6 protein-coding genes and 5 pseudogenes are annotated in these 23,613 nt (G+C 69.5%); 7 read left to right on the plus strand and 4 right to left on the minus strand.

All coding sequences use genetic code 11. From position 1 onward, the window contains the following. Position 1: 1 nt before the first annotated feature. The 6 genes and pseudogenes from KOI47_RS35580 to KOI47_RS36615 all read left to right on the plus strand — a co-directional run. Positions 2-5,049: pseudogene (locus KOI47_RS35580) on the plus strand (beta-ketoacyl synthase N-terminal-like domain-containing protein); the annotation flags it as partial. Between the two features lie 146 nt (positions 5,050-5,195). Further along, positions 5,196-11,138, plus strand: a pseudogene (locus KOI47_RS15575) (beta-ketoacyl synthase N-terminal-like domain-containing protein); the annotation flags it as partial. A gap of 98 nt (positions 11,139-11,236) precedes the next feature. Continuing rightward, a pseudogene (locus KOI47_RS35595) lies at positions 11,237-11,641 on the plus strand (KR domain-containing protein); the annotation flags it as partial. Positions 11,642-11,779: 138 nt separating this feature from the next. Further along, positions 11,780-12,475: an acyl carrier protein gene (locus KOI47_RS15580; RefSeq protein WP_216216673.1), complete on the plus strand. Its 696-nt coding sequence runs from the start codon at positions 11,780-11,782 to the stop codon at positions 12,473-12,475. Then, positions 12,472-16,035: pseudogene (locus KOI47_RS36610) on the plus strand (type I polyketide synthase); the annotation flags it as partial. The gene KOI47_RS15580 and the pseudogene KOI47_RS36610, both read left to right, overlap by 4 nt. A gap of 159 nt (positions 16,036-16,194) precedes the next feature. Then, positions 16,195-18,489 (plus strand): annotated as a pseudogene (locus KOI47_RS36615) (type I polyketide synthase); the annotation flags it as partial. 20 nt (positions 18,490-18,509) lie between these two features. Here the strand turns inward: KOI47_RS36615 and KOI47_RS15590 are convergent. Genes KOI47_RS15590 through KOI47_RS15600 form a run of 3 tightly spaced genes read right to left on the minus strand, consistent with a single transcriptional unit; the run spans position 18,510 to position 21,447 of the window. Then, complete coding sequence (locus KOI47_RS15590) at positions 18,510-19,760, minus strand: HNH endonuclease signature motif containing protein (RefSeq protein ID WP_216216675.1); 1,251 nt, start codon at positions 19,758-19,760, stop codon at positions 18,510-18,512. Positions 19,761-19,819: 59 nt separating this feature from the next. Then, on the minus strand, positions 19,820-20,605 hold the full coding sequence (locus KOI47_RS15595; protein ID WP_216216676.1) for a class I SAM-dependent methyltransferase: 786 nt from the start codon (positions 20,603-20,605) through the stop codon (positions 19,820-19,822). Then, a complete protein-coding gene (locus KOI47_RS15600) occupies positions 20,602-21,447 on the minus strand; it encodes an LLM class flavin-dependent oxidoreductase (RefSeq protein ID WP_216216677.1) in 846 nt (281 codons plus the stop codon). Before KOI47_RS15600 ends, KOI47_RS15595 begins: the two co-directional genes overlap by 4 nt. 87 nt (positions 21,448-21,534) lie before the next feature. Between KOI47_RS15600 and KOI47_RS15605 the strand changes: the two genes are divergently transcribed. Beyond that, positions 21,535-22,446: a LysR family transcriptional regulator gene (locus tag KOI47_RS15605; RefSeq protein WP_216216678.1), complete on the plus strand. Its 912-nt coding sequence runs from the start codon at positions 21,535-21,537 to the stop codon at positions 22,444-22,446. Here the strand turns inward: KOI47_RS15605 and KOI47_RS15610 are convergent. Next, complete coding sequence (locus KOI47_RS15610; RefSeq protein ID WP_216216679.1) at positions 22,436-23,593, minus strand: cytochrome P450; 1,158 nt, start codon at positions 23,591-23,593, stop codon at positions 22,436-22,438. The genes KOI47_RS15605 and KOI47_RS15610 overlap by 11 nt on opposite strands. Positions 23,594-23,613: the final 20 nt, after the last annotated feature.

Consider the following 23,613-nt stretch of genomic DNA (forward strand, 5'->3'; position numbering starts at 1 on the left):
GGTGGTCGGAGCGCTGCGCAACGCGCTCAAGCAGGTGGAGAGCCTGCGCGAGGAGAACCGCGAGCTGGTGGCCGCGGCGACCGAGCCCATGGCGATCGTCGGCATGGCCTGCCGGTATCCCGGTGGGGTGCGTTCTCCCGAGGACCTGTGGCGGCTGGTCGACGGCGGGGTGGACGCGGTGGGACCGATGCCTGCCGACCGTGGCTGGGACCTGGCTGCGCTGGACGGTTTCGGCGCGGTGGAAGGCGTTCCGCGGGTGCCCCGGCACGGCGGGTTCCTTGACGACATCGCCGGCTTCGACCCCGGCTTTTTCCGGATCGCGCCGCGGGACGCGCTGGTGCTGGACCCGCAGCAGCGGCTGCTGCTGGAGGTGGCCTGGGAGGCGCTGGAGCGCGCCAGGATCGTTCCCGTCGACCTGCGTGGCGGGGACACCGGGGTGTTCGTCGGCGGCGGCACCGGCGACTACCGGGTTCCGATGCACGGCCTGGAATGGCAGACCGCGCAGTCCGGCAGCCTGCTGGCAGGCAGGCTGGCCTACACCCTCGGGTTGCAGGGCCCGACGCTGGCGGTGGACACCGGCTGCTCCTCCTCCCTGGTGTCCCTGCATCTTGCGGCACAGGCCCTGCGGGCGCGGGAATGTTCCCTCGCCCTGGCAGGCGGGGTGACCGTGATGTCCACCCCGGCAGGGTTCGTCGAGTTCGCCGTGCAGGGCGCGCTCTCCCCGGACGGCAGGTGCAAGGCCTTCGCCGAGGCCGCGGATGGCACTGGCTGGGCGGAGGGGTGGGGGTGCTGGTGCTGGAGCGGTTGTCCGATGCGGAGCGCAACGGGCATCGGGTACTCGCGGTGGTGCGGGGGAGTGCGGTGAACTCCGATGGTGCCTCGAACGGGCTGACCGCCCCGAACGGCCCCGCGCAGGTGCGGGTGATCAGGCAGGCGCTGGCGAACGCGGAACTGCCCGGCTCAGCCGTGGACGCGGTGGAGGCACACGGGACCGGGACCCGGTTGGGGGACCCGATCGAGGCGCAGGCGGTGTTGGCGACCTATGGGCAGGACCGCGGCACGCCGTTGTTGTTGGGTTCGGTGAAGTCGAATCTCGGGCACACCCAGGCCGCTGCTGGGGTGGCTGGTGTGATCAAGATGGTGCAGGCGATGCGGTATGGGGTGTTGCCGCGGACTCTGCATGTCGATGCGCGGACCTCGCATGTGGATTGGTCGGCGGGTGCGGTGGAGTTGCTGACCGAGCAGGCGGAGTGGCCGCGGGTGGACCGGCCCCGCCGGGCCGGAGTGTCCGCCTTCGGCGCCAGCGGCACCAACACCCACGTCATCCTGGAGCAGGGCGCCGGGGAACCGGCGGCGTCCGAGCCCGCGGTGCCGCCGCCAGGGGTGGTGCCCTGGGTGCTGTCCGCGCGGACCAGGCAGGCGCTACGGGATCAGGCGGCCGCACTGCTGTCCCATGTGGACGAGGCGGACCCGGAGCGGGCCGATGTCGGCCGCTCGCTGGCCACCTCCCGGTCCGGCTTCGAGCACCGGGCCGTGGTGCTGGCCGGGGACCGGGAGGATGCCGCCCGCTCGCTGTCCGCGCTCGCCGCGGGCACCCCGGACGCCGGGGTGGTCGAGGGCACCGGCACGCCAGGCAAGACCGCGTTCGTGTTCTCCGGCCAGGGCTCGCAGCGGCTCGGCATGGGCAGCGGACTGTACCAGCGGTTCCCGGTCTTCGCCGCGGCCTTCGACGAGGTGGCGGCCGAGCTGGAGACGCACCTCGGCGCCCCGCTGCGCGAGGTCGTCTGGGGTACGGACCCGGACCTGCTGGACGACACCGGCTGGACCCAGCCCGCGCTGTTCGCGCTGGAGGTGGCGCTGTACCGGCTGGTCCGGTCCTGGCGGCTCACCCCGGACTACCTGATCGGTCACTCCGTAGGGGAGATCGCCGCCGCGCACGCCGCCGGAGCGCTGGCCATGGACGAGGCCTGTGCGATGGTGGCGGCGCGGGCCCGGCTGATGCGGGACCTGCCCGGTGCGGGCCAGGACTGCGCGATGGTCGCGGTGGCCGCGCCCGAGCGGGAGGTCGCCCCGCTGCTGGCCGGATACCCCGAGCGGGTGGCGATCGCCGCGGTGAACGCGCCCGGCTCGGTGGTGCTGTCCGGGCAGCGGCAGGCCGTGCACGAGCTTGCCGACACCCTTGCCGGGCGCGGTCACCGGACCAGGGCCCTGCGGGTGAGCCGCGCCTTCCATTCGCCCCTGATGGACCCGATGCTGCCCGGCTTCCGCGCCGCGCTGGACCGGCTGCCGTCCCGGCCGCCGGAGATCCCGGTGGTGTCCAATGTGACCGGAAACCTCGCCGATTCCGGCGAGCTGGGCAACCCGGACTACTGGGTCGAGCACGCCCGCAACCCGGTGCGGTTCGCCGACGGGGTGCGCACCCTGGCCGGGCTCGGCGTGACCACCTTCGTCGAGCTTGGGCCGGACGGCACGCTGGCCTCGATGGTCCAGCAGACCCTGGACGCGGGCGAGGACGCCGGTGGGGTGGTGGTCCCGCTGCTGCGCGCGGACCAGGACGAGGAGCCTGCCGCCGTCCACGCCCTCGCCGAACTGCACACCGCAGGGGTACCGGTCGGCTGGCCGGAACTGTTCGCCGGAACCGGCGCGGGCATCGTGGACCTGCCGACCTACCCGTTCCAGCGGGAGCGGTTCTGGCCTGCCACCGGCCCGCGCGCCACCGACGCCGCAGGGATGGGCCTGGTTCCCGCAGGGCATCCGCTGCTCGGCGCGATCGCCACCTCCGCGGAGGACGGCACCACCCTGGTCACCGGGCGGCTGTCGCCCGCGACCCAGCCCTGGCTGGCCGATCACGTGGTGGGCGGTGCGGTGCTGTTCCCGGGAACCGGCTTCCTCGAACTGGTCCTGACGGCCGCCGAGCAGGCCGGGTGCGACCGGGTGGAGGAGCTCACCATCGCGATCCCGCTGGTACTCGGCGAGCAGGACCAGATCGCCGTCCAGGTCTGGATCGGCGCGCCGGAGGAATCCGGGCGGCGGGAGGTGCGGGTGTACTCCCGCCCCGGCCAGCTGATCGACGCCGACTGGACGGAGCACGCCAGCGGGGTCCTCACCACCGGGCAGCAGGCGCCACGGCCCGCGGACCTCCGGTGGCCGCCGGAGGGGGTCCTCCCGGTGGACCTCGACGGCCACTACGACCTGCTCGCGGGCAACGGACTGGTGTACGGGCCCTCCTTCCGCGGGCTGCGCTCGGCCTGGCGGTGGGACGGCGAGATCCTCGCCGAGGTGGAACTGCCCGAGCTGCACGGCCGCAGCCCCGAGGCAGGCGAGTTCGGCCTGCATCCCGCGCTGCTGGACGCCGCCCTGCAGGCGAGCGCCTTCCTCGAGGCCAACACCGGGCGCAACCTGATGCCGTTCTGCTGGCGCGGGGTCAGCCTGCACGCCCGTGGCGCAGCCATGCTGCGGGTGCGCTGGAGCGGGGACGCCGAGGGGGTCACCCTGTCCGCGGTGGACGCCGAGGGCGCCCCGGTGATCTCCGTCGAGTCACTGGTACTGCGCGCACCCTCCGGCCAGGAGTCCGCGCTCTCCCAGACGGGCGGAGTGCGGGACTCGCTGTTCACCCTGGACTGGCTACCCGTGCCGACCGGTGACGCGTCCACCGAACAACCGTCCCACGCGGTGCTGGCCGGAGACGGGTTCGGCGTGGACGCCACCGAGTTCGGGAACGACCGGGTCGCCTCCCTCACCGAGCTCCTGAACTGGGACACCGTCCCGGAGGTCGTGCTCCTCCCCGTCGCGGGTCGTCTCCCGGCGGGCGGCCCACAGCCGGTACGGGAGCTGACCGAACGGGTCCTGGCCCTGTTGCAGGAGTGGTTGGCTGCTGAGCGGTTTGGTGGTTCGCGGTTGGTGGTTGTTACCAGTGGGGCTGTGTCGGGTTCGGATGTTGGGGTGAGTGATCCGGGGGCTTGTGCGGTGTGGGGTTTGGTGCGGTCTGCGGTGTCGGAGCATCCGGGGCGGTTTGGTTTGGTGGATGTGGAGTCGGTGGGGGATGTGTGGTTGGGGTTGCCGTTGTTGGGTGAGGATCCGCAGGTGGTGGTGCGGGATGGTGCCGTGCGCGTTCCCCGGATGGGCAGGCTCAGCGCCGCCTCCGAGCTGATCCCACCGCCGGATGGCCCCTGGCGGGTGGGCTTCACCAGCAGGGGCAGCCTCGACCGGCTCACCATCGTGCCCTACCCGGAGGCGGAGGAACCTCTGTCCGGTAGGCAGGTCCGGCTTCGGGTTTCGGCCGCGGGGTTGAACTTTCGTGATGTGTTGAATGTGTTGGGGATGTATCCGGGTGAGGCGGGTGCGTTGGGTGCGGAGGCTGCTGGGGTGGTGGTGGAGGTCGGTCCGGACGGGTCGGATTTCGAGGTGGGGGACCGGGTGATGGGTGTGGTGCCGGGTGCGATGGCTTCGATGGTTGTGGTGCCGGATGAGCGGTTGCTGGTGCGGGTTCCGGAGGGTTGGTCGGATGAGACTGCCGCTTCGGTGCCGTTGGTGTTTTGTACGGCGTTGTATGCGTGGCGGGATTTGGCTGGGGTGTGTGCGGGGGATCGGGTGTTGGTGCATGCGGGTGCTGGTGGGGTGGGGATGGCGGCGATTCAGCTTGCGCGTTGGTTGGGTGCGGAGGTGTTTGCGACGGCGAGTGAGTCGAAGTGGGGTGTGTTGCGTGATCTTGGTGTTGCGGATGATCATATTGCGTCGTCGCGGTCGTTGGATTTTGAGGAGCGGTTTCGTGTGGTGTCGGGTGGTGGTGTGGATGTGGTGTTGAATTCGTTGTCGGGGGAGTTTGTGGATGCGTCGTTGCGGTTGCTGGCTCCGGGTGGCCGGTTCCTGGAAATGGGGAAAACAGATATCCGTGAGACGCGTGCTGATGCGGATGGTGATGTTTTTTATCGTGCTTTTGATCTGGCTGAGGCTGGTCCGGAACGTATTGGTGAGTTGTTGACCGAGTTGGTGGGGTTGTTTGGTGGGGGTGTGTTGTCGGTGTTGCCGGTGCGGTCGTGGGGTGTGGGGTGTGTGGGGGAGGCGTTTCGGTTGATGGGTGGTGCGGGGCATGTGGGGAAGTTGGTGGTGGGGATGCCGGTTCCGTGGGATCGGGGTGGTGTGGTGTTGGTGTCGGGGGTACGGGTGGTGTGGGTGGTGTGGTGGCGCGGCATGTGGTGTCGCGGGGTTTTGGTCGGGTGGTGTTGGTGTCGCGTCGGGGGTTGGGTGCTCCGGGTGCGGTGGAGTTGCGGGATGAGTTGGTGGGGTTGGGTGCGCAGGTGTGGGTGGTGGCGTGTGATGTGGGTGATCGTGGGGCGGTGGGTGAGTTGGTGGAGTGGTTGGGTGGGGGTTTGACGGCGGTGGTGCATGCGGCGGGTGTGGTGGGTGATGGGGTGGTGGAGTCGTTGGATGGTGGGGGTTTGGGTGGGGTGTTGCGGGCGAAGGTGGATGGTGCGTGGAATTTGCATGAGGCGACGTTGGGGTGTGGGTTGGCGGGGTTTGTGGTGTTTTCGTCGGTGGCGGGTGTGTTGGGTGCGGGTGGTCAGGGTGGTTATGCGGCGGGGAATGTGTTTTTGGATGGGTTGGTGTCGTTTCGGCGGGGGTTGGGGTTGCCGGGTGTGTCGGTGGCGTGGGGTCCGTGGGTGTCTGGTGTGGGTATGGAGGTGGATGGTCGTCGGGTTGGGGGTTCGGGTGTGGGTCGGGTTGGTGTGGTTGAGGGGATGGCGATGTTTGATACCGCCACCACCACCCACCATTCGCTGCTGATCGCCGCCGCCACCGATATGCCGCAGTCCGTGCCCTCCGGCGAGGTGCCCCCGGTTCTGCGCAACCTGGTCCGCACCGGCCGCAGACTCGCAGCGGGCTCCGGCCGCGAGTCCGATGTGGACCTCACAAGTCGGCTCGCCGCCACCAGGGAGCCCGAGCGACTGGGGCTGCTGACCGACCTGGTCCGCGCCGAGGCGGCCGCCGTACTGGGCCACCCGTCGACGGACGTGGTCGGAGCCCGGCAGGAGTTCCGGGACCAGGGCTTCGACTCCCTGACCGCCGTCGAGCTCCGCAACCGAGTCGGCTCCGTCACCGGGCTACGGCTACCCGCGACCATGGTCTTCGACTACCCCACCCCGGCGACGTTGGCAGGTCATCTGCTGGCCGAGCTCACCGGCGAAGGACTCACCGCCCCCGCCCCGGTCGCCGTCACCAGCACCGACGACCCGATCGTCATCGTCGGTATGAGCTGCCGCTACCCAGGGGACGTACGTTCGCCCGAGGCGCTCTGGGACCTGGTAACCGAAGGCCGCGACGCGGTCGCCGGATTCCCTGTGGACCGCGGCTGGGAACTGAGCTACGGGCAGGCCGATATCGGCACCGCGCGCGGCGGTTTCCTCTACGACGCCGCCGAGTTCGACGCGGACTTCTTCGGCATCTCCCCGCGCGAGGCCATCGCGATGGACCCACAGCAACGACTCGTGCTCGAGGTCGCCTGGGAGGCGTTCGAGCGGGCCGGCATCGACCCGGAGGCGATGGCGGGTACCGCCACCGGCGTCTACCTCGGCGCCGCCGATGCCGACTACGCGGACCTGCTGGTCGGTGGACCCGGCGCCGAAGGCTTCGTGATGACCGGGACCACCTCCAGCGTGATCTCCGGCCGGGTCGCCTACACCTTCGGCCTGGAAGGCCCCGCGGTGACCGTGGACACGGCCTGCTCCTCCTCTCTGGTGTCCCTGCACCTGGCCGCCCAGGCCCTGCGCCTCGGCGAGTGCTCCCTCGCCCTCGCCGGTGGCGTCTCCGTCCTCGCCACGCCCGCGCCGTTCGGCGAGTTCGCCCGCCAGGGCGGGCTCGCGCCGGACGGGCGGTGCAAGGCGTACTCGGACGCGGCGGATGGCACCGGCTGGTCCGAGGGCGCCGGGGTGCTGGTGCTGGAGCGGCTGTCCGATGCGGAGCGCAACGGGCATCGGGTACTCGCGGTGGTGCGGGGCAGCGCGGTGAACTCCGACGGTGCGTCGAACGGGCTGACCGCCCCGAACGGCCCCTCCCAGCAGCGGGTGATCCGGCAGGCCCTGGCCTCGGCCGGGCTGTCGGCCGCCGAGGTGGATCTCGTGGAGGGCCACGGCACCGGTACCAGGCTGGGCGACCCGATCGAGGCGCAGGCGTTGCTGGCGACCTACGGCCAGGATCGGGAGACCCCGCTGCTGCTGGGTTCCATCAAGTCCAACCTCGGGCACACCCAGGCCGCGGCCGGGGTGGCCGGTGTGATCAAGTCGGTGCTGGCGCTGCGGAACGGGATCGCCCCGCGCACCCTGCACGCCGAGCATCCATCCTCCCATGTGGACTGGGAAGCCGGATCCGTCGAGCTGCTCACCGAACAGGCCGAATGGCCGGAAACCGGCCACCCGCGCCGTGCCGGAGTGTCCTCCTTCGGGGTCAGTGGCACCAACGCCCACGTCATCCTGGAGCAGCCACCGGTGGTGCCCGAACCCGAGCGGCCACGGCAGGCCGAGCCGATGGCCGCGGTACCCCTCATCCTCTCCGGCCGGACCACGGCAGCACTGGACGCGCAGGTGAAACGGGTGACCGCGATGCTGACCACCGAACCAGGGCCGCGGCCGGTGGATGTGGGCTGGTCGCTGGTGTCGGGCCGGTCGGTGTTCGAGCACCGTGCGGTGTTGCTGGCCGGAGGGGAGGGTCGCCCGATGGAGGTCGCTCGTGGGGTGGCCGGTGAGGGCAGGACCGCGTTTGTGTTTTCGGGTCAGGGTTCGCAGCGGTTGGGTATGGGCCGGGAATTGTACGAGCGGTTTCCGGTCTTCGCGGAGGCGTTTGATGCGGTGGTGGCGGAACTGGATCTTCCGGTGCGCGAGGTGGCATGGGGCGAGGATGCCGAGGATCTCGCGGAGACCGGTCATGCGCAGCCCGCGTTGTTCGCGCTGGAGATCGCGTTGTTCCGGCTGCTGGAGTCCTGGGGGGTGCGGCCGGACTACCTGGTGGGGCATTCCATTGGCGAACTGGCCGCCGCCCAGGTTACCGGCGTGCTCTCCTTGCCGGACGCCTGCGCCGTCGTGGCGGCCAGGGCCCGGTTGATGCAGGCGCTGCCCGCCGGCACCGGCGCGATGGTCGCCATCCGAGCGGGGGAACGGGAGATCCAGCCACTGCTGGAGTCCTACCCGGATCGGGTCGCGATCGCCGCGGTGAACGCACCCGGCTCGGTGGTGCTCTCCGGGGAGCGGCAGGCCGTGCGGGAGATCGTCGCGGCGCTGACCGATAGTGGCCACCAGGTGAAATGGCTCCCGGTGAGTCACGCCTTCCACTCCCCGCTGATGGAACCGATGCTGGCCGAGTTCACCCAGGCCATCGACGGGATCACGGTGGGCCGGCCGGACATCCCGGTGCTGCCCACCGCGGTCGAGGAGCCCGGTGGCTTCGGGTCGGTGGACTACTGGGTGCGGCAGGTGCGGCAACCCGTCCGGTTCGCCGCAACCATCGACGCCCTCGGCGAGCACGACGTCGGCACCCTGCTGGAGGTCGGCCCGGACGGATCGCTGTGCGCCGCCATGCAGGAAACGCTGCCCGCGGCCACCGTGGTACCGCTGCTGCGGACCGACCAACGGGACGAACCGGACACCGCCTTGCGCGCGCTGGCCAGGCTGCACGTGGCAGGCAGCCCGGTGGACTGGTCCACCCTGTTCCATGGCACCGGGGCGAGCACCGTCGACCTGCCCACCTATCCCTTCCAGCACCGGCACTACTGGCCCCGGCCCACCACCCGCGCCGGGGACGCCGGTGGCCTCGGCCTCACCCCCGCCGAGCACCCGTTCCTCGGCGCCGCGGTCAGCCTCGCTGACGACAGCGGCGTCCTGCTCACCGGCACCCTGTCCCGCACGGCGCAACCCTGGCTGGCCGAGCACCAGGTCGGCGGCACCGTACTGGTCCCGGCGACCGCGCTGCTCGAGCTCGCCGTGCGTGCGGGCGACCAGGTCGGCTGCGCCGGGGTCGAGGAGCTGATGCTGCTCGCCCCGCTGGCACTGCCGGAACGGGGCGGTATGCACCTTCAGGTGCGGGTGGCCAGCGCGGACCCGGATGGGCGCAGGACGATCACCGTGCACGCCCGGCCGGACACCGCCACCGACGGCGAGTGGACCCAGTACGCCACCGGCACACTCGGCCCGGCCCAGCACGATGGCGACACCGGATTCGCAGCCACCTGGCCACCGGAACGGGCCGAGCCGGTCGACCTGAGTTCCTGCTACGAGCGATTCGCCGCCGCCGGATTCGACTACGGCCCGGTGTTCCAGGGGCTGCGCGGGGTATGGCGGCGCGCGGAGGAGGTCTTCGCCGAGATCAGCCTGCCGGAACAGGCCACCGAGGACGCCGGTGCCTTCGGTCTGCACCCCGCGCTGCTGGACGCCGCACTGCACGCCCTGCTGGCGACCCGCCCTGCGGGCGAGCGGCAACGGCTTCCGTTCGCCTGGGAGAACGCCTGCCTGCATGCCTCCGGCGCATCCGTGCTGCTGGTACGGCTGGCCGACCATGGCAGGGACGCGGTCGCCATCGAGGCCGCCGACGTTCGCGGCCGTCCGGTGCTCTCCGTCGGCTCCCTGCGCGACCGTGCGCTCACCGAGCTTCCCGCCGAGCCGGCGACCGCGTACACCCGTTCCCTGTTCGCTGTGGACTGGCGGCCGGTCCCCGAAGCGGACCACACCACCCGACCCGCCGTGGCCGTACTGGGCGAGGGCCTGGACGGCCTGGACGCCCCCCGGATCGCCGACCTCGAGGAGCTCGCCACCGCGCAGGCGGTACCCGAGGTGGTCCTGGTTCCCGTGACCGGCCCCGTGCTGGACGGGAACCCCGGGCTGGTGAGCGAGTTGACCGGGCACATCCTGGCCCTGTTGCAGGAGTGGTTGGCTGCTGAGCGGTTTGGTGGTTCGCGGTTGGTGGTTGTTACCAGTGGGGCTGTGTCGGGTGCGGGCGTTGGGGTGAGTGATCCGGGGGCTTGTGCGGTGTGGGGTTTGGTGCGGTCTGCGGTGTCGGAGCATCCGGGGCGGTTTGGTTTGGTGGATGTGGAGTCGGTGGGGGATGTGTGGTTGGGGTTGCCGTTGTTGGGTGAGGATCCCCAGGTGGTGGTGCGGGATGGCACGGTGCACGTCCCCCGGATGACCCCGGCGTTCCCTTCCGGCACCCTCGTCCCGCCCCCGGACCAGGAATGGCGGCTGGACTGCGGCGACCGCGGCAGCTTCGACCAACTGGCGCTGGTGCCCCATCCCGACGCCGCCGGGGAGCCTCTGTCCGGTAGGCAGGTCCGGCTTCGGGTTTCGGCTGCGGGGTTGAACTTTCGTGATGTGTTGAATGTGTTGGGGATGTATCCGGGTGAGGCGGGTGCGTTGGGTGCGGAGGCTGCTGGGGTGGTGGTGGAGGTGGGTCCGGACGGGTCGGATTTCGAGGTGGGGGACCGGGTGATGGGTGTGGTGCCGGGTGCGATGGCTTCGATGGTTGTGGTGCCGGATGAGCGGTTGCTGGTGCGGGTTCCGGAGGGTTGGTCGGATGAGACTGCCGCTTCGGTGCCGTTGGTGTTTTGTACGGCGTTGTATGCGTGGCGGGATTTGGCTGGGGTGTGTGCGGGGGATCGGGTGTTGGTGCATGCGGGTGCTGGTGGGGTGGGGATGGCGGCGATTCAGCTTGCGCGTTGGTTGGGTGCGGAGGTGTTTGCGACGGCGAGTGAGTCGAAGTGGGGTGTGTTGCGTGATCTTGGTGTTGCGGATGATCATATTGCGTCGTCGCGGTCGTTGGATTTTGAGGAGCGGTTTCGTGTGGTGTCGGGTGGTGGTGTGGATGTGGTGTTGAATTCGTTGTCGGGGGAGTTTGTGGATGCGTCGTTGCGGTTGCTGGCTCCGGGTGGCCGGTTCCTGGAAATGGGGAAAACAGATATCCGCGATCCCGAATCGGATCGGGTTTCGTTGTATCGGGCGTTCGACCTTGCCGAGGCTGGTCCGCAGCGGGTGCGGGAAATGTTGGTGGAGTTGGTGGGGTTGTTTGGTGGGGGTGTGTTGTCGGTGTTGCCGGTGCGGTCGTGGGGTGTGGGGTGTGTGGGGGAGGCGTTTCGGTTGATGGGTGGTGCGGGGCATGTGGGGAAGTTGGTGGTGGGGATGCCGGTTCCGTGGGATCGGGGTGGTGTGGTGTTGGTGTCGGGGGTACGGGTGGTGTGGGTGGTGTGGTGGCGCGGCATGTGGTGTCGCGGGGTTTTGGTCGGGTGGTGTTGGTGTCGCGTCGGGGGTTGGGTGCTCCGGGTGCGGTGGAGTTGCGGGATGAGTTGGTGGGGTTGGGTGCGCAGGTGTGGGTGGTGGCGTGTGATGTGGGTGATCGTGGGGCGGTGGGTGAGTTGGTGGAGTGGTTGGGTGGGGGTTTGACGGCGGTGGTGCATGCGGCGGGTGTGGTGGGTGATGGGGTGGTGGAGTCGTTGGATGGTGGGGGTTTGGGTGGGGTGTTGCGGGCGAAGGTGGATGGTGCGTGGAATTTGCATGAGGCGACGTTGGGGTGTGGGTTGGCGGGGTTTGTGGTGTTTTCGTCGGTGGCGGGTGTGTTGGGTGCGGGTGGTCAGGGTGGTTATGCGGCGGGGAATGTGTTTTTGGATGGGTTGGTGTCGTTTCGGCGGGGGTTGGGGTTGCCGGGTGTGTCGGTGGCGTGGGGTCCGTGGGTGTCTGGTGTGGGTATGGAGGTGGATGGTCGTCGGGTTGGGGGTTCGGGTGTGGGTCGGGTTGGTGTGGTTGAGGGGATGGCGATGTTTGATACCGCCACCACCACCCACCACGAACTTCTCGTCGCCACCGCGGCGACCATGGGAGCGGGCGCCCCACCGGGCGGAGAGATACCGCCCGTACTGCGCGAACTCGTCGGTACCAGCCGCCGCGTCGCCGCGGACGCTACGGCGGCGTCCGCCACCCAGATCGCCGACCGGCTGGCCGGGATGGACGAGGAGGAACAGCGGAGGTTCCTGGCCGACCTGGTGCGTCGTGAGGTCGCCGCCGTACTCGTGCACCCATCGCCGGACGCGATCCACCTCGACCGCGAGTTCCATGCGCTCGGCTTCAACTCGCTGACCGCGGTGGAACTGCGCAACCGGCTCGGCTCCGCCACCGGCCTGCGGCTGCAGGCCACCCTGGTATTCGACTACGCCACCCCGGCCGCACTCGCGGAGCACCTGCGCGCCGAACTCGTCGGCAGCACCGGGCCACAGGGGCCGTCCGTGCTGGCCGAACTCGACCGGCTGGAGGCGGCCATGGCCGCAAGCGAACCCGACGAGATCACCCGAAACGGCGTTGCCGACCGGCTTCGACAGCTGCTGTTGCGCTGGAGCGGCGCGGACAGCACGCCCGAGTCGAACGGCGTGGCGCAGCGGTTCGAGTCCGCAAGCGCGGACGAGATCCTCGACTTCATCGACAACGAACTCGGCCGCTCGCGCGGCCAGTGAGCGAAGCTCGCACAGGAAGGGCGTCGTACATGTCGGACGATCGCAACCTCGTTGACTACCTGAAGTGGGTGACAGCGGACCTGCACGACACCCGCCGGCGCCTCGCCGAGGTCGAGTCCGGCAGGCACGAACCGGTGGCCATTGTCGGCATGTCCTGCCGCTTCCCCGGCGGGGTGCGCTCGCCCGAGGACCTGTGGCGGTTGGTTGCCGACGGCGTGGACGCCATCTCCTCCTTCCCCGCCGACCGTGGCTGGGACATCGAGGCCCTTTCCGGGGACGACCGCGGCCACAGCCGCACCCTCGAGGGCGGATTCGTGGACGGAGCCACCGAGTTCGACGCCGGATTCTTCGGGATCTCGCCCCGGGAGGCGCTCGCCATGGACCCGCAGCAACGGCTGCTGCTGGAAACCTCCTGGGAGGCGGTGGAACGGGCCGGGATCGACCCGGTCTCGCTGCGCGGCAGCAGAACCGGCGTGTACGCGGGTACCGACGGGCAGGACTACGCCAACCTCGTGCTGATGGCCACCGATCAGGTCGACGGCCACGCGGGCACCGGCGTCGCCGCCAGTGTCCTGGCCGGCCGGGTGGCCTACACGCTGGGCCTGGAAGGCCCCGCGATGACCGTGGACACGGCCTGCTCCTCCTCGCTGGTCGCCCTGCACTCCGCCGCGCATGCCCTGCGCACCGGGGAGTGTTCGCTGGCCCTGGCCGGTGGCGTCACCGTGATGTCCACCTCGCTGCGCTTCGCCGGTTTCACCCGCCAAGGTGTGCTCGCGGCCGACGGCCGGTGCAAGGCCTATGCCGATGGTGCGGATGGCACTGGCTGGGCGGAGGGGGTGGGGGTGCTGGTGCTGGAGCGGTTGTCCGATGCGGAGCGCAATGGGCATCGGGTACTCGCGGTGGTGCGGGGCAGTGCGGTGAACTCCGACGGTGCCTCGAACGGGCTGACCGCCCCGAACGGCCTCGCCCAGCAGCGGGTGATTCGGCAGGCGCTGGCTTCGGCTGGGTTGTCGGTGTCGGATGTGGATGTGGTGGAGGGTCACGGGACTGGTACTTCGTTGGGGGATCCGATCGAGGTGCAGGCGGTGTTGGCGACGTATGGGCAGGATCGGGAGACGCCGTTGTTGTTGGGTTCGGTGAAGTCGAATCTTGGGCATACTCAGGCGGCTGCTGGGGTGGCTGGTGTGATCAAGATGGTGCAGGCGATGCGGCATGGCCGGCTTCCGAGGACCTTGTATGCGGATGAGCCTTCTTCGCATGTGGATTGGTCGGCGGGGAAGGTGGAGCTGCTGACCGAGCAGGTCGAGTGGCCGGAAGCCGGGCGTGCCCGGCGGGTGGGGGTTTCTTCGTTCGGGATCAGTGGCACCAACGCACACGTCATCCTGGAACAGGGCCCGATGCCGACCACTGTAGCGGACCCGGAGGTCGTGCCCGGCCTGGTGCCTTGGGTGGTGTCGGCGAAGTCGGGGGTGGCGTTGTCGGCGCAGGTGGAGCGGCTTGTTGGTGGTGTGGGGGATGTGGTGGATGTGGGGTGGTCGTTGGTGTCGGGTCGGTCGGTGTTCGAGCACCGTGCGGTGTTGCTGGCCGGAGGGGAGGGTCGCCCGATGGAGGTTGCTCGTGGGGTGGCCGGTGAGGGTCGGACTGCGTTTGTGTTTTCGGGTCAGGGTTCGCAGTGGTTGGGTATGGGTCGGGGGTTGTATGGGCGGTTTCCGGTGTTTGCGGAGGCGTTTGATGCGGTGGTGGCGGAGTTGGGTGTTGGGGTGCGGGAGGTGGTGTGGGGTGAGGATGCGGGGGCTTTGGTGCGGACTGGGTTTGCGCAGCCTGCGTTGTTTGCGTTGGAGGTGGCGTTGTTTCGGTTGGTGGAGTCGTGGGGGGTGCGGCCGGATTATGTGGTGGGGCATTCGGTTGGTGAGTTGGCTGCGGCGTATGTGGCTGGGGTGTTGTCGTTGCGGGATGCGTGTGTGGTGGTGGCGGCGCGGGCTCGGTTGATGGAGGGGTTGCGGTCGGGTGGGGTGATGGTGGCGGTGCGGGCTGGTGAGGGTGTGGTGGGTCCGTTGTTGGGGGAGGGGGTGTGGGTTGCGGCGGTGAATGGGCCGGGTTCGGTGGTGTTGTCGGGGGAGCGGGGGGCTGTGTATGGGGTGGTGGAGGTGTTGGCTGGGTTGGGTTATCAGACCCGGGAGTTGGTGGTGAGTCATGCTTTTCATTCGGGGTTGATGGAGCCGATGGTGGGGGAGTTCGCTCGGGCTATCGGGGGTATTTCGCCTGGTGTTGGGGAGGTTCCGGTGGTGGCTGCTGCTGATGTGGGTGAGGGGTTTGGGTCGGTGGGGTATTGGGTGCGGCAGGTGCGGGAGCCGGTGCGGTTTGGGGATGCGGTGGTGAGGTTGTCCGAGTTGGGGGTGTCGCGGTTTCTGGAACTCGGGCCGGATGGGTCGTTGTGTGCCGCCGTGCAGGAGTGCGCGCCTGAACTCGTTGCTGTGCCGGTGCTGCGTGCGGGGCGGCGGGACGAGGAGATGATGCTGCGAGCGCTCGGCGAGCTGTACGTGGCCGGCGTCCCGGTCGACTGGAAGGCGGCGTTCACCGGAACCGGAGCCGCCATTGTCGATCTGCCGACCTACCCGTTCCAGTCCGAGCGCTTCTGGCCACGTCCGTCCACAATGGCTGGTGACGCCGCGGGGCTCGGCCTCGTGTCCGCTGAACACCCGCTGCTGGGTGCCGCCGTGACCTTGGCCGATGACACCGGAACCGTACTGACCGGCACCCTGTCCCGCATGAACCAACCATGGCTGGCCGATCATCAGGTCGGTGGCACCGTGCTGTTCCCTGGCACCGGTTTCCTCGAGCTGGCGCTCCGTGCCGCCGACCAGGTCGGCAGCGACCAGGTGGCGGAACTTACCGTCGCGGTACCACTGCTGCTGACCGAGCACGACCGCGTCGCGATCCAGGTGGGTATCGGCGCCGCCGACGAATCCGGGCAAGCCGAACTGCGAATCTACTCCCAGCCGGTGGACATCCTGGACGCGGAGTGGACCCTGCATGCCACCGGTCTGCTCACCGCCGGTGGCCGGACCACCCCCGAGGTGCCCGCAGCCGAATGGCCGCCTGCCGACTCGACCGAGATCGACATCGACGGCCTCTATGCACGGCTGGCCGAGAACGGCCCCGACTACGGTCCCGCGTTCCGGGGGCTGCACCGGGTATGGCGGCGAGGCCATGAGTTCTTCGCCGAGGTGGCCCTGCCTGAGCAACTCCGCGAAGAGGCGACGGGCTACGGGATCCATCCAGCACTGCTGGACGCGGCGGTGCAGGGCAGTGCCTTCGTCGAGGCCGAAGCAGGCCGCGGCCTGCTCCCCTTTGCCTGGCGCGGGGTAGAGCTGCACGCCAGGGGCGCATCGATGTTGCGGGTCACCTGGACTGTGGAAGGCGAGGAGGTACGGCTGACCGCCACGGACCCAGCGGGGTCCCCGGTGTTCTCGGTCGAGTCCCTGGTGCTGCGCGCGGCCTCGGCCCTCGGCTCGGCAGGCTCCGGAGGCCGGAACTCCTTGTTCCAGCTCGACTGGGTACCGCTCGAACCGGCGATGCCAGACGACGGCGCACGCATCGTTGCCTTTCCCGGCGCCGGGGACCTCGGCCTCCCTGCCCTCCCCGGATCCACCGCCGCCAGCCTTACCGAGCTCGTGGCCGCGCCGGAACCGGTTCCGGAGGTCGTGCTGGCCCCGGTGACCGGAGACCGGAACCCGGCAGGCGTGCGCGAGGCCACCGTCCAGGTGCTGGACCTGCTGCAACGATGGCTCGCCGAGGAACGCCTCCGCGCTTCCCGGCTGGTACTGATCACCCGTGGCGCGGTCGCCGGCGCCGGGGAACAGGTCTCCGATCTGGCGGCCGCCGCCGTCTGGGGCCTGGTGCGCTCCGCGCAGACCGAGAATCCCGGCCAGTTCCAGCTCATCGACATCGACGGAAGCACCTCGTCCGCCGAGGTGCTGACCGGTGCGCTGGCTACGGCCGAACCCCAGTTGCTGGTCCGGAACGGGAACCTGAGCCTGCCGCGCCTGGCCCACCTGTCCACCCCGGAGGAAGACATCGACCCCTTGCCGTGGGATCGGGGTGGTGTGGTGTTGGTGTCGGGGGGTACGGGTGGTGTGGGTGGTGTGGTGGCGCGGCATGTGGTGTCGCGGGGTTTTGGTCGGGTGGTGTTGGTGTCGCGTCGGGGGTTGGGTGCTCCGGGTGCGGTGGAGTTGCGGGATGAGTTGGTGGGGTTGGGTGCGCAGGTGTGGGTGGTGGCGTGTGATGTGGGTGATCGTGGGGCGGTGGGTGAGTTGGTGGAGTGGTTGGGTGGGGGTTTGACGGCGGTGGTGCATGCGGCGGGTGTGGTGGGTGATGGGGTGGTGGAGTCGTTGGATGGTGGGGGTTTGGGTGGGGTGTTGCGGGCGAAGGTGGATGGTGCGTGGAATTTGCATGAGGCGACGTTGGGGTGTGGGTTGGCGGGGTTTGTGGTGTTTTCGTCGGTGGCGGGTGTGTTGGGTGCGGGTGGTCAGGGTGGTTATGCGGCGGGGAATGTGTTTTTGGATGGGTTGGTGTCGTTTCGGCGGGGGTTGGGGTTGCCGGGTGTGTCGGTGGCGTGGGGTCCGTGGGTGTCTGGTGTGGGTATGGAGGTGGATGGTCGTCGGGTTGGGGGTTCGGGTGTGGGTCGGGTTGGTGTGGTTGAGGGGATGGCGATGTTTGATACCGCCACCACCACCCACCACGAACTGGTCATCGCGATGCGGATCAACGCAGCGCTGCGCGACCGCGAGTCGGTTCCCCCGCTGTTCCGCGGCCTGGTCCCCACCAGACGTTCCGCGGCGAACTCGAGCGCAACCGTCGCCACCAGGACGCTGCTCGACCGGCTTCGCGGTCACGACCCGGCGGAACGGGAACGGATCCTCACCGAACTCATCACCGGCTATGCCGCGGAAGTGCTCGGCCACGCCGACTCCAGCGCGGTACGGCCCGAGCACGACTTCCTCGAGTCCGGATTCGACTCGTTGCTCGCGGTCCAGCTGCGCAACAAGCTCGGCGAGACCCTTGGCATGACATTGCCGGGAACTGTCATCTTCGACCACTCGAACCCGATGAAGCTCGCCGCCTGGCTGCACGATCAACTCGCCCACCACGCCGATCTGACCGGCCACGGCACCGGTGGCGGCACCCCCGAGGACAGCGTCGGACGCCTGTTCTTCACCGCCTTGCGCGGAGGCAAGCTCGCCGAGGGACTCGCCATGCTCAAGGCCGTGGCCGCGCTGCGGCCCACCTTCGAAGCGCCCGCCGAACTTGCCGACCTGCCCGCGCCCGTGACCCTCGCGGAGGGCACGGCAAACCCGCAGCTGATCTGTATCAGCTCCCCGGTCGCCGTGGGCGGCGTGCACCAGTATGTGAACATCGCGTCCCACTTCCGCGGGAACCGGAAGGTGGTGTCGCTGCCCCTGCCAGGGTTCGCCCCCGGCGAGTCGCTGCCCGCCACCCCCGAGGCGGCCACGAGGGTGGTCGCCGAGAGCGTGCTCGAAGCCAGCGACGGCGAGCCGTTCGTCCTGGTCGGACATTCCACCGCCGGGGTGGTTGCCGTCGCCGTCGCCGGCCTGCTGGAGGAGAACTGGGGCGTGCGGCCGGAAGGCATCGCGATGCTCGACACGCTGAGCCTGGAGTATGGCGCGGGCGACGCGACCGATTACCTGCAGATGGCGCAGGACGTACTGCGTGATGTCGACGCCGACGAGGCCGCGGGTGACAGCTCCCGGCTCACGGCGATGGCACTGTGGCTGAACAAGCTGCCGGATATGGTGCGGCATGCGACCACCGCCCCGAAGGTGCTGCTGCGCTGCGGGACGGATACCGACGTACCGGACGAGCAACGTGCCTTGCTCGCGCCGGACGATACCGTCCGCTCGCTGGACGCCACCCACTACTCGCTGGCACAGGAAGACGCGGCCCTGACCGCGCGCACCATCGAGGACTGGCTGGACACGACGATCCGGCCATGAACCAGGCCTTTGTCGCGGTTTCATACGCCCTCCTTTCCTTGTCGGTGCAGGAGGTTGCGTCTGGGTCTTCGCTCCGGGTCCAGGAAGGCCGGTGGGATGAATTCCGGCAACCCGTTGCGCATGCGGACTTGCCAGTCGGTGTGGTGGATGAGGTTGTGGTGGTACCAGCACAAGAGGGTGAGGTTGTATAGCGCTGTGGCCCCTCCGAGGGCCCAGGGGATGACGTGGTGGGCTTGGCATTGTTTGGGTTTTCTGCGGCAGCCGGGGAAGGTGCACCCGCGGTCCCGCAGGATCAAAGCCCTGCGGATGGCCAGCGGCACCGCGCGTGTGCGTTGTCCGATGTCGAGGATTTCGCCTTTGCCGCCCAGCACCGCGGGCACGAGGTAGGAGTCGCAGGCCATGCGCCGGATTTGGGCGGCGGAGTAGGACTCCTGCCCGTGCAGCAGCCCGTATCCGGTGCCGTGTTTCAAGTCCTCCAGGGTCACCGTGACCATGACGGTGAAGGGTTCGCCCGCCTCGGTGGGTCCTTCTTCGGGACATCCGGCCGCGACGCGCAGCACGTCGGCGAACGCGTCCCCTTGCCGCTGGAACTTGCTGCGCCGGTCGGGTTCGTCTGTGGTGCTGGAGGGTTTGGCGCGGGGTTCGATCAGCCCGGTGAGTACCGCGGCGGTTTCGGCGTCCAGGTCGAAGGTGCCGTGGAGTCGTCCGCCGCGGGTTTCGCGCCAGTCCAGGGAGCGTTCCGGGCGGGCGAGTTCGTCTTCGGTGGGTGGGGTGCCGTCTTGGTCCAGGCGGGCCAGGATCTCCCGGCCCAGGGTGGTGATGGTGTGGGGTTCGTACTCCCGCGCGGCCTTGGTCAACAGCGCCTCGGCATGCTCCCGGTCGGGCAGGCTGACCGGCTGCGGGAACCGGTCCACGGTGGCGCGGATGGTCTCGATGTGCTCCGGCCCGATCACCCCCTCGGCCGCGGCGGCGCCGACCTCGGGTAGGTCGGGTTCCAGGGGTATGCCACCCGGGCCGTAGCGCCGCACCACCGCACGGGCGTGGGCCACCCGTTGGCGGGCGTCAGACGGGTTGACCCGCAGGACCTCCCGGGTCAACGTCGGCAGGTCCCGATACCCCTTCTGACTCGCGGTGCCGCGCCCGTCCAACTCGGCCAGGACCGCCAGCTCCCGGGCATACAGAGCTCGCCGCTGCTGTTCGAGTTCGCCCAGCGCGGTCAGGAGTTCCTCCTCGCTCATGTGGGAGGTGTCGATGCCGAAGGTCCTGGTCACAACCCCAGACTACCGCGACTTCGCTCATGTGTTCGAACACGATCGGGTGAAGGTAAGCCTCAACGGCACCGGGCGGTGACGATCCAGGCGCGGGAGTCGAACCAGACGCCGTCCTCCCTGGTGTGTGCGGCGAGCGTTGTGCGTAGCCGGGTGACCGCGCGCTCCGCGGCGGCGTGGTCCAGCCGCTTCAGCGTCTCGCTGGTGCAGGTGAAGCCATGGATCCAGGCGAGGGCGGCGGCGATGTCCGCCCCGTAGTAGACAGGCTCGTGTACATCGGTGAAGGTGACCTCGGCGAAGCCCGCGGCTTCCAGGAGCTCCGTCACGGCCGGGGGATCGGCGAGTGAGAAGGGATTCAGTTCCCCCGCGGCGTCGGCTCCCGATGCGTCGGTTATCTCGAGCGCGCGGCGGATGGCGACGATCCATTCGTTGTGGTCGCGGGCTTGCCAGACCATCATCACCAGCCGCCCGGCTGGGCGGAGCGCCCTTCGGATGTTGGCGAAGGCTGCGGCGGGGTCGGCGAAGAACATCGTGCCGAACCTGCTGATCGCTAGGTCGAAATGGTCCTGCGGGAACGGGTGGGTCTGGGCATCGGCGTGTTCGAAGGTGATGTTGCGGAGTTTCTCTGCACTGGCAAGTTGGCGGGCATGTTCGATAGAGGGTGCGGAGAGGTCGACTCCGAGCGCGCTTCCTGCTCGGGCCTTGCGCGCGGCCTGCCGGGTCGTCTGTCCTGTCCCGCAGCCGATGTCGAGGACGTGCTCGCCGGACTGGATCCCGCACGCCCTGCGCAGTACTTCGTTGTGGCGCCGCAGCTCGGCGTCGAAGTCCGTTCGCGTTGCCGTGCTCATGATGAGGTGACCTCCGCTGGGGTAGTGATGGTGGGGCCGTCGCGGAGCACTCCCCGCACCTGGTCGAGCGTGATCGTCTCCGGTTCGAGTTCGGTCATACACCAGGTGGCGCCGGCGGCGACGTACGCGGCGGGATCGACGCCGGGTACCAGAGATATCGCGATGTCGAAGGGCGCGGTGGGGTCGGGGCGAAGGCCGCGGATCCGCTGCTCGATCTCCGCGAGCTGATCGGGGTGCCGCACCTCGACCGGGAAGTACCCGTCCACGCATGCCGCGCGGTGCAGCGGTCCGCTGAGGCCCGCGTAACCGGCGGCCCAGACCGGCACGCGCGGCTGCTGAGCCGGGGTGGGCAGAAAGGCGAGATCGTCGATCACGTAGTGCGGTCCGCGGTGCCGCACGGGTTGCCCCGACCAGGCGGCCATCAGGATGTCCATGGTCTCGTCCAGCATCGCGGCCCGGACCCGGTCCTCGATCTGCTCTCCGGTGCGGGCGAACTCCGCGCCGTAGGCGTCGCCGCCGAGCCCGACGCCCAGGGTCAGCCGCCCCTCGCTGAGCCGGTCCAGTGCGGCGGTCTGCCGAGCCAGCTGGGCGGGCCGATAACGCGGGACCGGCGTGACCATCGGGCCGAGCCTTACCGACTCGGTCGCCGCTGCGGCCGCGGCAAGGGAGATCCACGGGTCGGCGACCCGGGTCACCGGCGCGGACCAGGTGAGTCTGTCCCATACGAAGAATCCGTCCCAGCCTGCCTCTTCGGCTTCGGCGGCCAGCCGGGCCGCCAGGAGAGGATCGGCCAGTTCGTCGAAGAGCGGGACCCACAACGCGGATCGGGGGTTCGTAGCCATGCTGCTGACGCTAGAGGCGCCCTTTCATCGTGAAAAGCGATAATTCTCGATGATTACGATCGGGTCGCACGAAGTATCCTGGCCAGTGTGATCGACGTGGATCTTCGATACCTGACTACCCTCACCGCCGCCGTCGACGAGGGTTCCTTCGGCCGGGCGGCGTCCCGGCTCGGCTACGCGCAGTCCACCGTCAGCCAGCACATCGCCGCCCTCGAGCGGGCGATCGGTGGCCGCCTCTTCGACCGCCCTGGCGGCCCGCGCCGGGTCCAGCTCACCCCACTCGGCGAGGTGGTACTGCCGCATGCCGCCGAGTTGCTGGCCAAGGCCGGCGCGATGCACGCCGCCGTGGAGCGGTTCAAAGCAGGCGAGAGCCGGCTCACGATCGGCACCTTCCAGAGCGTTTCCAACACGCTGCTGCCGGTTCTGATCCGCATGCTCCGCGACGAGTTTCCCAGCTGCGACATACGGCTTTCCGAGCAGGAGGCGGAGTTCCCGGACCTGTCAACCGTCGACCTGCTCTTCTACGACCTCCCCATCGACGACCCCGGCGTCGAACACGTCAAACTCCTCGACGACCCCTACCACCTCGTGGCACCCCGTGGGCGCTTTCCTGATGGCCCTGTCGATCTTTCCGAACTCGACGGGGCGCCGATGGTCGCCTGGCCGCCGGACTGCGCACAGCCTGCCCTGGAGGAGGAACTCGCCACCAACGGCATCCATCCCCGCATCGTCTTCCGCGCCGCAGGCAACGAAACCGTGCTGTCCATGGTCCGAGCCGGCCTCGGCTCGGCGATCCTTCCCAGGCTCGCGATCCAGGCCGCCGACACCACTACCGGGCGTGACCTGAGCATTCATGCGCTGCGTCCGCAGGTGGCCCAACGGGAGATCTACTTGGTGCGCCACGCCTACCGCACTCCCTCGCCGCTGGCGGCCCGCGCAGCCCAACTGGCCGCGGAGATCGCGGCGAACCGCGCGAGTGGAGCCATGCCTACCAGGTGACCAGCAACTGTTCCGGCAACCCGCCGGACAGCGGCGCGCCCGGCTCGTCCGCCGCCACCAGCGGGGTGGCCGGGGTGAGACCGGGCAGGGTGCCGAACAGCCCGGCGAAGGTCGTGCGGAGGATCAGCCGGGCAAGGGGCGCGCCGAGGCAGGTCCACGCGCCGTGACTGAAGGTCAGATGCCGGTTGGGGGAGCGCTCGACATCGAACCCGCGCGGATCCGCGAAGGCCTGCTCGTCGAAGTTCGCCACGGTCAGATCCAGCAGCACGAGCTCGTTCGCGCCGATGGTCACCTCGCCGAGCCGGATGTCCTCGCGCGCGTAGCGGGGCAGGCTGAGGCTGCCGGACAGGCGGAGAATCTCCTCCACGGCCCTGGTACGCAGCTCGGGGCCGCCGGTCACCGCGGCCCGCTGCTCCGGATTGTGCGCGAGCAGCAGGATCCCGTAGTCGATCTGTTTCAGGGTGGCACCGAACCCGGCGAGCTGCACCAGCAGGGAAACCTGGACCACCTGCTCGTCCGGCAGCCCCGCCGCGGACAGCCCGGCGATCATGCCGTCCTCGGCCGCCTCATCCCTGCGGGCAACCAGTTCCCCGAGGTACCCGAGGAAACCAGGCAGGTCACCCTCGGCGGCCAGGCGCATCAGCTCGGCACAGCGTTCCCGGTCCGCCGCGGGCACACCGAGCAGCTCGTTGAACACCTGCCGCAGCAACGGCGCCGAGAAGGTCTCGCGCAGGTCCGCGGGTCGCCCGGTGGCGATCAGCCGCCGGGTCCGCTCCGCCACGAACTCCTCTACCCTCGGCTGCAGTTCCAGCATGCGCCGGGTGGTGAAGTACGGCTTCATCACCGCGCGCAACCCGGCATGCATCTCGTCGGCAGCCTGGTGGTCCGCGCTGGTCACCTGGTCGTAGGTCGGGTGCCCGGCGTACTGGGCCCGGCTGTCCGGGGCCGGGTGCGAACGGCCGAGCCGGGGGTCCAGCAGCAGTTCCCGCACCTCGGCGTGCCCGGTCACCAGCCACGCCTCGTCACCGGCCGGTGTACGCACCCTCCGCGCGGGCGATCCTTCCGGCACGGGCCGCAGGTGCGGGCACATGCGCAGCTCGAACGGCAGGTCGGAGGCCATCAGCATACCGTGCTGGGACACCGTCATCGCGTTCCTCCGTCTCGTGC

This window comes from Amycolatopsis aidingensis, assembly GCF_018885265.1.
Taxonomy (GTDB): Bacteria; Actinomycetota; Actinomycetes; order Mycobacteriales; family Pseudonocardiaceae; genus Amycolatopsis; species Amycolatopsis aidingensis.

What these genes read in the sequence shown, in the direction of transcription:
- KOI47_RS15580 (WP_216216673.1), top strand. Translation starts at nt 11,780, where the DNA reads ATGGCGATGTTTGATACCGCCACCACCACCCACCACGAACTTCTCGTC.
- KOI47_RS15595 (WP_216216676.1), bottom strand. Translation starts at nt 20,605, where the DNA reads ATGAGCACGGCAACGCGAACGGACTTCGACGCCGAGCTGCGGCGCCAC.
- KOI47_RS15600 (WP_216216677.1), bottom strand. Translation starts at nt 21,447, where the DNA reads ATGGCTACGAACCCCCGATCCGCGTTGTGGGTCCCGCTCTTCGACGAA.
- KOI47_RS15610 (WP_216216679.1), bottom strand. Translation starts at nt 23,593, where the DNA reads ATGACGGTGTCCCAGCACGGTATGCTGATGGCCTCCGACCTGCCGTTC.